Origin of the sequence: Ruminococcus sp. OM06-36AC (assembly GCF_003438725.1) — a bacterium.
Taxonomy (GTDB): domain Bacteria; phylum Bacillota; class Clostridia; order Oscillospirales; family Ruminococcaceae; genus Ruminococcus_C; species Ruminococcus_C callidus.
Genome location: NZ_QSTT01000020.1, coordinates 1 through 9667, shown reverse-complemented (window position 1 = coordinate 9667; position 9667 = coordinate 1). Strand labels below are relative to the sequence as shown.

The 9667-nt window shown below is 49.9% G+C and carries 6 protein-coding genes; 4 read left to right on the top strand and 2 right to left on the bottom strand.

The features are described from left to right. A partial coding sequence (locus tag DXB92_RS13995; RefSeq protein ID WP_187118447.1) for a hypothetical protein occupies positions 1-1742 on the bottom strand: 1742 nt, incomplete at its 3' end. Between the two features lie 382 nt (positions 1743-2124). Here DXB92_RS13995 and DXB92_RS11055 point away from each other — a divergent pair. From DXB92_RS11055 to tadA, 3 genes are all read left to right on the top strand, one after another. Then, positions 2125-4317, top strand: coding sequence for a leucine-rich repeat protein (locus tag DXB92_RS11055; protein WP_181977036.1), 2193 nt, complete (start codon positions 2125-2127; stop codon positions 4315-4317). Between the two features lie 578 nt (positions 4318-4895). Next, positions 4896-6068 (top strand): CPBP family glutamic-type intramembrane protease, encoded by a 1173-nt coding sequence (locus DXB92_RS11045; protein WP_117733885.1) that lies wholly within the window; start codon positions 4896-4898, stop codon positions 6066-6068. Further along, complete coding sequence (gene tadA / locus DXB92_RS11040; RefSeq protein ID WP_341473044.1) at positions 6065-6580, top strand: tRNA adenosine(34) deaminase TadA; 516 nt, start codon at positions 6065-6067, stop codon at positions 6578-6580. Before DXB92_RS11045 ends, tadA begins: the two co-directional genes overlap by 4 nt. A 79-nt stretch (positions 6581-6659) precedes the next feature. Here the strand turns inward: tadA and DXB92_RS11035 are convergent, their stop codons facing one another. Further along, complete coding sequence (locus DXB92_RS11035; protein WP_117733884.1) at positions 6660-9455, bottom strand: glycoside hydrolase family 3 C-terminal domain-containing protein; 2796 nt, start codon at positions 9453-9455, stop codon at positions 6660-6662. A 30-nt stretch (positions 9456-9485) separates the two neighbouring features. On the opposite strand from DXB92_RS11035, the gene DXB92_RS13990 reads away from it, so the two are divergent. Further along, on the top strand, positions 9486-9667 hold a 182-nt coding region (locus DXB92_RS13990; protein WP_207658597.1), incomplete at its 3' end, for a hypothetical protein.

The following is a 9667-nucleotide window of genomic DNA, read 5'->3' as shown; positions in this document are numbered from 1 at the left end:
GTGCTTGTGGTGGTGGAAGTAGTGGTTTTTAAAGTTGTTGTGCTTGTGGTGGTGGAAGTTGCGGTAGTCGAAGCAGTTGTGCTTGTTGTGGTGGAAATTGTCGTTGTTGAAGCAGTTGTACTTGTAGTAGCGGAAGTTGCGGTTGTTGAAGTGGTTGTATTTGTGGTGGCGGAAGTTGTCGTTTTCGAAGTGGTCGTGCTTGTAGTAGTAGAAGTTGCGGTTGTTGAAGTGGTCGTGCTTGTAGTTGTGGAAGTCGCGGTTGTCGAAGTGGTTGTACTTGTAGTAGTGGAAGTCGTGGTTTTCGAAGCGGTCGTGCTTGTAGTTGTGGAAGTCGTGGTTGTCGAAGCAGCTGTACTTGTAGTAGTGGAAGTTGCGGTTGTTGAAGTGGTCGTGCTTGTGGCAGTGGAAGTCGTGGTTTTTAAAGTGGTCGTGCTTGTGGTAGTGGAAGTTGTCGTTGCCGAAGCAGTTGTGCTTGTTGTGGTGGAAGTTGTCGTTGTCGAAGCGGTTGTGCTTGTAGTAGCGGAAGTTGTGGTTGCCGAAGTGGTTGTGCTTGTGGTGGTGGAAGTAGTGGTTTTTAAAGTTGTTGTGCTTGTGGTGGTGGAAGTTGCGGTAGTCGAAGCAGTTGTGCTTGTTGTGGTGGAAATTGTCGTTGTTGAAGCAGTTGTACTTGTAGTAGCGGAAGTCGCGGTTGTTGAAGCAGTCGTGCTTGTAGTAGCGGAAGTTGTCGTTGTTGAAGCAGTTGTACTTGTAGTAGCGGAAGTTGTCGTTGTCGAAGCAGTCGTGCTCGTTGTATCAGAAGTTGTAGTTCTCTCCGTTGTGGTGGTAGCTGCTGAAGTATTGTTCGTGAATTCTTTCAGTACAGTTTTCCCCTCGCGGACACACCACATATCGCCGCCGGTATTCATCAGTTCGGCAACAATGCCGTTCTGGAAATTCTCCTCTGCCTGTTGCATGCCCTCTGGTTCTTTGTAGTTGCTTCCCACAGCAGTGTAACCGCCTGCTGTGACTGTGTAGAAACAATTCTGCAATTGCGTTTCTGACATATCTCCCAGTCTGCCCACCAGCATGCCGGCAGAATCTTCGGAAGCAGCGTCTGTTTTTGCAACTGTTCCGATATGGTAGCAGTTTTGCAACGGTGCATCGCTTCGTCCGGCAAGACCGCCGACTGTGCCCTTTGCGGTAACTGTGCCGATGTGGTAGGCGTTTTGCACAACGGCTCCCGCTTGAAATTGCCCTGCCAGACCGCCGGCAAAGTCGCGGCTGGCAGTAATATCACCCTCACAAAACGAATCTGTGATCGTCCCGCTGCATAGAGCCGCAATTCCGCCGACAGTATTTTTCCCTTGGATATGTACGTTGGTCAGCCCCAGTTTCTGTACCGTTCCGGACAGCTTTGCAAACATGCCCAAGTTGCTGCCGCCGCTGCACTGCAAATTCGAAATGCAGTGATAATTGCCGTCAAAAGTGCCGGCATAGGAGCCAATCGGTGTCCAGGTTTCTCCTTCCAGCGAAATATCCGCCGTCAGCATTGCACAAATGTTGGGATCAGCCGCTGCCTTTTCCGCAAACTCCAGCAGTTCTGCGGCGGTTGAGAGCAAGTAAGGGTTGTCCGCCTTGCCGGTACCCTCCAGTTCCAGAGCCGCTGCCCGACTACTGCTGAAAACGGCACCGGTGCATGCTGTCAGCAGCAGCACCAGTGCCGTCAGGATACTATATGCCTTTTTTTGGAATGCGGTTTTCATGGTGGATTCTCCTTTTTTCGACACGATTCGACAAATTCCAGGGAAAGAAAAAGCAGAACACAGCTGCCCATGTTCTGCGAGTTTCCGGCAGAATTTTCCTGCTTTTATTATATTACGTCATTGAAAACGATGCAATATATTTGTAATGATTTCTCTGTTTTTGACAATGCAGGTTTGATTTAAAGCTGACTTTTTGTATATTTGTTGGAATTTTGGAAGAATTCGAAGGGGGAAATTCGCGGAAGACATGGAAAAATCACTTGGACAATAGCAGAATGTTCTACAAAACTGGAAATTTATGAAAAGGCATTTGACTTTTTTAAGTTGACATGCTATAATAAAAACAGACAATTTGCAACAAAAGAAAAACGGAGGAATGAAGATGAAGCTGTGGAAAAAAGTGCTTGCAGCTGTGACTGCCGGCGTGCTCTGTCTGGGTAGTGTTGGCGTGTCTGGGGTGCAGAACATGTTGGAGAGCGTGGAGACAGTATTCACCGCAAGTGCATATGTGATAAATTCTTATGACGGCACCTACGGGGACTTGTACTATAGCGTGACAGATACCGATGAAGTAAAGATTTCCGGCTGTAATGAAACTGTAGAATCAGTAGAAATTCCGGCAAGAATTGACGGAAAACGCGTAACAAGTATTGCAAAAAATGCTTTTTATGGGTGCAGTGATTTGACTGCGATTACTATACCGGATAGTGTGACAAGCTTTGAAGGAAATGCATTTTCAAATCTTGAGAATCTGACTGCAATCACCATACCAGACAGCGTAACAAGCATTGGTGAAAGTGCTTTTTCCGGCTGTACCAGTCTGACAAAGATCGCTATACCGAACAGTGTCACAGATATTGGCGGTTTTGTTTTTTCGAATTGTACCAACTTGGAAAGCATTACACTATCCGATCACTTGACCAGTGTTGGAGGATATACTTTTTCGGGCTGCACCAGTTTGTCTGCAATTACCATACCGGACAGCGTAACGAGCATTGGACAAGCTGCCTTTTCTGGTTGTACCAGTTTGACAGAGATCACGATTCCAAACAGTGTGACAAGCATGGAGGAAATCATTTTTTCAGATTGTACAAATTTGGCTGATGTTACCCTATCCAACAGTATGACAAGTATTGGAGAATATACTTTTTCTAACTGTACCAGTTTGGCGGAAATCACTATACCGGATAGCGTAACAAACATTGGACGTTATGCGTTTAAGGCATGCACAAAATTAGAAAAGATTACCATGCCAAACAGCCTGACCAGTATAGATGAGTATGCTTTTGTGGACTGTGCAGGTCTGACTGAAGTTGTGCTGCCGGACGGCATGACAAGTGTCGGAACTAGTGCCTTTTTGAATTGTACTGGACTGAAGAAAATCACAATACCGGATAGCGTTACTGCAATAGCAGGGTTGGCTTTTGAAAATTGCACTGGTCTGACTGCTGTAACTCTCCCGAGTGGCATGACTACAATTGCACATAACACCTTTGAAAACTGTACCAATTTGTCTGAAATTACGATACCAGACAGCGTGACTAGTATAGAGAACAAAGCTTTTTACGGCACTGCTTGGCTGGCAGCAAGACAGAAAGAAAATCCATTGGTAATTATCAATCATCTTTTGATTGACGGAAGTACTTGTGCTGGTGATGTTGTAATTCCTGAAGATGTTGTGACGATCAATATAGGTGCTTTCAACAATTGTACTGCCTTGACAAGTGTTGTCGTGCCGGATAGTGTGACAAGTATTCATGGCAATGCGTTCTATGGCTGTACCAATCTGACGACAATTATTCTGCCAGACAGCATAACCAATATCGGCATGCTTGCTTTTGGCGATTGCACACATTTGACCAAGATCACGATTCCAAATGGCATGACGAGCATTGATGCTATGACTTTTGACAATTGCGTTAGCCTGACTGAAATCATCATACCAGACAGTGTGACAAAAATCGATTATAACGTTTTTAAAAGCTGTAGCGATCTGACCATTTACGGCTATACCGGTTCATATGCGGAAACTTATGCGGCAGAAAAAGAGATTCCCTTTGTGTCCTTGAACAGTATTGTTACCACGACAACCACAGACACAACTACAGAAACTACCACTACTGCAAAACAAACTACCACCGAACAAACAACGACTACCACACCAGAACAAACCACAACCACTGCAAAGCAGACTGAAACTACCGTAACAAAGCAAACTACCGCAACTACGACAAAACAAAGCACAACCACCACGGCAGAGCAAACCACTGCCACTACTGCAAAACAAACCGAAACTACCACAGCAAAACAGACCACTGCAACTACCAACCAAACCACCACATCTTCCGCCCAAACCGAACCCACCGCCCTCTACGGCGACCTCAACCTCGACGGACGAGTGGACATCACCGATGCAGTCCTGCTGAACAAAGCCTGTGCTGGTGCGGTTATGCTGGACGATGCCACTAAGAAAAATGCCGACTGCAACGGCGACAGCGAAGTTGGCAGCGATGATGCCGTTGTGCTGATGCAATTTTTGGTGCATATCGTTGACAAATTGCCTTACCAAAACTGATTTCCTCTTATCGATAAGCCTCTTCCCTTGCGAAATGACAGATATTCGCAAGGGAGGAGGCTTTTTTCAAGGCATCTCCTCTCAAACATTCCCCGCGAACCCCACGATTCCTGTTGCTTTTTATGTCCTGTTGTCATTTATTCATCTTATACACAAAGCTGATATGAAGGTTTCAAAAAACATAACGATATTATTTCCACTTCACTAAACCATCATTTTCGGTGGCATGGTATAATAAGAGTAGAAAAAATGGGAAAAATCATAGCAATTTGATATACAACCAAAAATGTTGTTCCGTTGTGCACAGGGCACACGGCAAAAAATTGTGAAGAATGAAAGGGAACACTGCATAAAGCTTATGCGTAAGATGTGTATTCAGATTTTTCGGCAGATTACACAGAAATTCCGCAGGCAGACTGTATGTCTGGCAAGGGATTTCTGGGCAATATGACGGAAAATCTGTACGCAGATTGCGTGCAAAGCCGTCAGGCGGGCTTTATGCAGTGTTCCCTGAAAGGAAATGCCGCGGAGAAGGGCGTTTCCGTTTGAGATGACGCTTGAGGGGAGCGTAATAACATATGAAATTACAAAATCTGGAGAAGCCTTCTGCTGCCGTTTCGGATACGGTGGACGTGATTGCAGATTCCAACTACAGCAATGTTTCGGAAGCATATAATCATGCATTCCGTGCATGGCGGAACAAAGAAGATAACCCATATGCCTTTCGCTGCAAGAAACAGAAAAAAGAAGCGGTTTACATCGAGGGAAAAGGGTTTCATGAACCAGATCCGGCTGCGGAAGAACGGCGGTCGCTCATACAGATCACCATGGTGATCGGCATGGCGATATTTGCCTATCTGCTGATCGAAAACCTGCTGACAGCGATCCTGATGGGCATCGCTCAGATAGCCGGAATGGACGTAGGCTATTGCTACAGTGACGGCACTGTTTACGGCAACCAGACGGCGGTTCTGGTCATTCTGATGTGCAAGACGGTGCTGAAATTCATGGTGCCTGTGCTGATCCTCCGGTGCTGTTTCCGCATGCCGCGTCGTGTGGCGTATCACTGGAAGCTGGATTCACCGCGGGAGTTTCCGGCTGCTATTGCAGTGACACTGATCGTTTTTGCGGTCGCTAATGTGTGGCTGCTGTTTTCGCCGGTGAATTTTCTGAGCAGCAGTACACTGGGGGAAGCGTATTACACCGTTTCGTATATGCGGCGTTCTTACCAGATCGTTTATCTGGTTTTTGAAGTGCTGGCGATCAGCGTCTGCAAAGAACTGCTTCTGCATGGGGATATGCTTCATGTGCTGCGGCAGTTCGGGGACTGGGATGCGGTGATCCTGACAGCAGTTGTCGCAGTTTGTCTGTCCCATAGCTGCACCACGATATTGATGGAACTGACTTTTTCGCTGGTTTCCGGTGTCGCCGTTCTGCGGAGTGGTTCTGTGGTACCGGCTATATTCTGCCGGCTGCTGTACCATGTGATGCTGTTCGGGTTGTTTGCAATGGAGATCTGGCAGTCGTCGTTTTGGCAGTCGTATTGCCTGCTGTTTCTGTTTCTCGTGCTGATAGCGGGAATTCTGCTCTGCCTGCTGTCCATTCGTCCCACCCGTAAAAATCCCGCTCTGCTGACACAGAAGCATTACCTGACTCTGCGGGAACGGCTCTATACGGTGATGCATGTGGGACCGCTGAGCATTGTGCTGATCCTCTGTGTGATTCTGATGGTGATCGAGGTGATTTTTTGACGGAAACCGGATTTGTCCCCAAGGCACGGTACATGATGCGTGCTCTGGAACTGGCGGCACAGGCTGCGGCAATGGGCGAAGTTCCTGTGGGGGCAGTGGTGGTGCAGAAATCCACCGGACGGATCATCGGCGAAGGATATAACCGGCGGGAAGCAGACCGTTCGCCTCTTGCTCATGCAGAAATCATGGCGATCGATGCGGCGAGCCGGACACTGGGCGGCTGGCGGCTGCTGGACAGTGCTCTGTACGTGACGCTGGAACCTTGCCCCATGTGTGCGGGAGCGATTCTGCATGCACGTCTGGAACAGGTGGTCTATGGCACAGCCGACCCCAAGGGCGGGGCAGTGGATTCGGTGGAACAGCTGTTCACTCTGCCCTACAACTGGACACCGGAGGTACATGCCGGTTTATTGCAGGCGGAATGTGCCCAGATCCTGCGGGATTTTTTTCGGGATCTTCGTCTGAAAAAACAGGCGGAAAAGATTGCACGCAATGGAATATCCATGCTTTGAAGAAAGAAAAAAGACAGACCGTGGTCTGTCTTTTTTTGCTTTTGAGAGAGAATTCCCTAGGTGTTGCTTTCCATGAAAGTCAACCCAGCTGAATCCGGTACACACTTGCCATGCCGGTGATTTCCAGCCGCAGGTCTGCCTGTCCGGTATAGGGCTTCAGCGGGATCGTGTACAGCTGGAAATCGTCCATGCTGCGAGAAGGCAGGATCTCCACACTGCCCAGCTGCTGTTCTCCTGCATAGATGGCAACACCTGCCTGCGAACAAGGTGCTGCTGCCCACAGTTCTGCCTTGGTATAGCCGGCAAAATCTGCATCGGCAAAGGTAAACCCGCCGCCCCAGTCATTGGTGCAGCCGTACCAGTCGTTCTTTCGGTACGAGAATCGCAGAGTGATTTCTATGCCGTGCTTGCTGTCATAGTTCTTGATGCAGATAGAATGGGAGAGGTTTCGCGGTGGGATCACTTCACCGGAAACTGTGCATTCCAATTCTTGCCGAATGTCCGCGGAAGATGCCCCCGCAGAAAAGCGGTACTCGCCCTGTTCCACCAGCATTTTTTCCTGTGTCACGTCATAGTATTCCAAAGCGTACCACGGAACAAAAATTGTCACCGGCACCGCTGTATTTGCCGGCACTGGTACTCGCTGGAAGCCGCACAGCTGTCGGAGCGGACGCTTGACACGTGGGTGCAGTGCCCGATAGTAAAGCTGTACCACTTCATCCCCGTCCCGCTGAGAGGTATTTTCTACAGTCAGCCGGAACAGCATGCCCTCCGGCTTCTCCTCCGCAGTAAAATCACGGTAGACGAAACTGGAATAGGACAAACCATGCCCAAAGGGGAACAGCGGTTCAACTGTGTCATATAAATAAGTACGCTCTGCCGAAATGATGTCATATTCCATGATGTCCGGCAGATCTTGTGCGGAACGATACCATGTGATCGGACAGCGTGCCGCCGGATTGTTTTTCCCCAGCAGCGTATCCGCTACGGCGTTGCCCAGTTCCGGTCCGGCATGGGTGGTATAGAGGATCGCCGGCAGCAGTTCCATCGCCTCCCCCAGAGCATAGGGATAGCTGGAAACCACAGTCAGCACGGTGTTGGGATTGGCAGCCTGTACAGCACGCAGCAAGTTTTTCTGATGTGCCGGCAGTTCCAGATCGGGACGGTCATAGCACTCCCGTGCTACCTGCATGGGGTGGTTGCCCAGACAGAGAATGACCACGTCCGCCTGTTTCGCCAGAGCCGCCGCACGGGTGACGCCGTCCTCCACCGGCACCAGCCGGAACAGCCGGTCTGGTGTGGGCTTTCCGTGAGAAACTGCACGGAGCGTACCGTCCGGCTGCAGTGCGATGTCCATAGGACGATCATGCCAGCTGCCAAACCGCATGGCATCTCCATACGGCTCCGGTTTGAGCCATTCCCGAATGAACCACTCATAGGGCGTATCGCTGACTGCCTGATAGGTGCCGTTTTCGGTGACGTACTTGCCGTTGCAGCAGGCACGGAGATTCATGCTGCCAAAATCCCAGTCGTGAAGCAAAAAGGTTTCCCGTTCGCCGATCTGTTCTGCCGCCGCACGGAGCGTACCGTCCGCAGAAACGGTGCAGTACTTTCCGGTTTCCACAGACTGAAGGGCAACCACAGAATAACCGTCATCAAACAGCACATTTTCTGCCCCCAGCTGCTGCCGCAGTCCCTCCAAAATCGGTACGGCATAGGAAGAAACGCCGGTGTACCAGTCCCGATAGTTCTCGTTTCCCAGCGGCCCGATCACAGCGACTCTGGCATCAGGCTGCAATTGCAGCGGCAGGATCCCGCGGTTATGGAGCAGACACATCTGTTCCATGGCAGCACAGCGGTTCACTGCACGGTGCAGCAGCGTGTCCGTTTCCGCCGGCTTGGTGTTATAGGGACAGCTGTCCCCGTCAAATTCTCCCAGCCGGAACCGTCCGGAGAGAGAATTTCCCACAGCACGGTCAATGTCGGCTTCTGTCAGCAGCCCTCTGTCCAGTGCATCTCTGGCTGCTGCCGCCACCATGTCTGCTTCATCGGTCATCACATCATTGCCGTTTTTCAGGCAGGCGGCAAGAGCCTCTGCATGGGTGGCGTGAGAATGGTGTGCCAGCACATTCTGGGAAAAATCTGCTCCGTCTGTCACAATGAATTCCAGCCCCCACTGCTTTTTCACCAGCGTTTTCAGGTCGGGATTCATGCAGGCGGGAACGCCGTTTAGCTCATTATAAGCCGTCATCATAGAGCCTGTGCCGCCGCGGACGATAGAAGCTTCAAAGGCACGGTAATAGTATTCCCGCAGTGTTCGCGGGGTAACGTTGGAAGAACAGTTGATCCGTTCTTTTTCGTTGTTGTTGGCACAAAAGTGTTTCAGTGTAGGAATCACACGGCGGTATGTCGGGTGGTCACCGGCCATGCCCTGCGTATAGGCAGTGGTCATTTCTCCGATCAGAAACGGGTCTTCGCCGTAGCCCTCCTCTGTGCGTCCCCAGCGGGGATCACGTTCCGGATCGACTGTAGGTCCCCAGAGCATCAGGTGCCCCTTGGGGTCTTTCCGGTGATAATAGCGGGCTTCTTCGCCGGCAATTTCCCCCAGCTGTTCCATGAGGTTCGGATCAAAGGTAGAAGCCAGCCCGATCGGCTGCGGGAACACGGTAGACGGCTCTGTCTTTTCGCGGGAAACATAGCCCCGTGCCACTTCCTGACCCACATACCATTCTCCGATGCCCAGCCGTTCCACAGGCAGCTGATGGGTGGAGAGCAGGTGGATCTTTTCTTCTATAGTCAGACGGGAAAGCAGGTCTTTCACCCGTTCAATAATAGGCAGGCTGGTGTCACGGAAACGTTCCGGTTGATTTGGCATAGTAAATTCTCCTTTATCTGCGGCATTATCATGCAAATGATTGGTTTGATTATAGCATTGCCTGTGGGAAATGTCAAGGGGGGATCCGATTCTCGCAAATTTTCACCAGCAGGAATTCTCTCGTGCGGCAAGCCGTCTGAAAAAACAGGTCACCGGAATATGAAATGCTCCCCTTTTGTTAGACAATATGGTATAATAGAAATATACCAATT

What these genes read in the sequence shown, in the direction of transcription:
- DXB92_RS11045 (WP_117733885.1), top strand. Translation starts at nt 4,896, where the DNA reads ATGAAATTACAAAATCTGGAGAAGCCTTCTGCTGCCGTTTCGGATACG.
- DXB92_RS11055 (WP_181977036.1), top strand. Translation starts at nt 2,125, where the DNA reads ATGAAGCTGTGGAAAAAAGTGCTTGCAGCTGTGACTGCCGGCGTGCTC.
- DXB92_RS11035 (WP_117733884.1), bottom strand. Translation starts at nt 9,455, where the DNA reads ATGCCAAATCAACCGGAACGTTTCCGTGACACCAGCCTGCCTATTATT.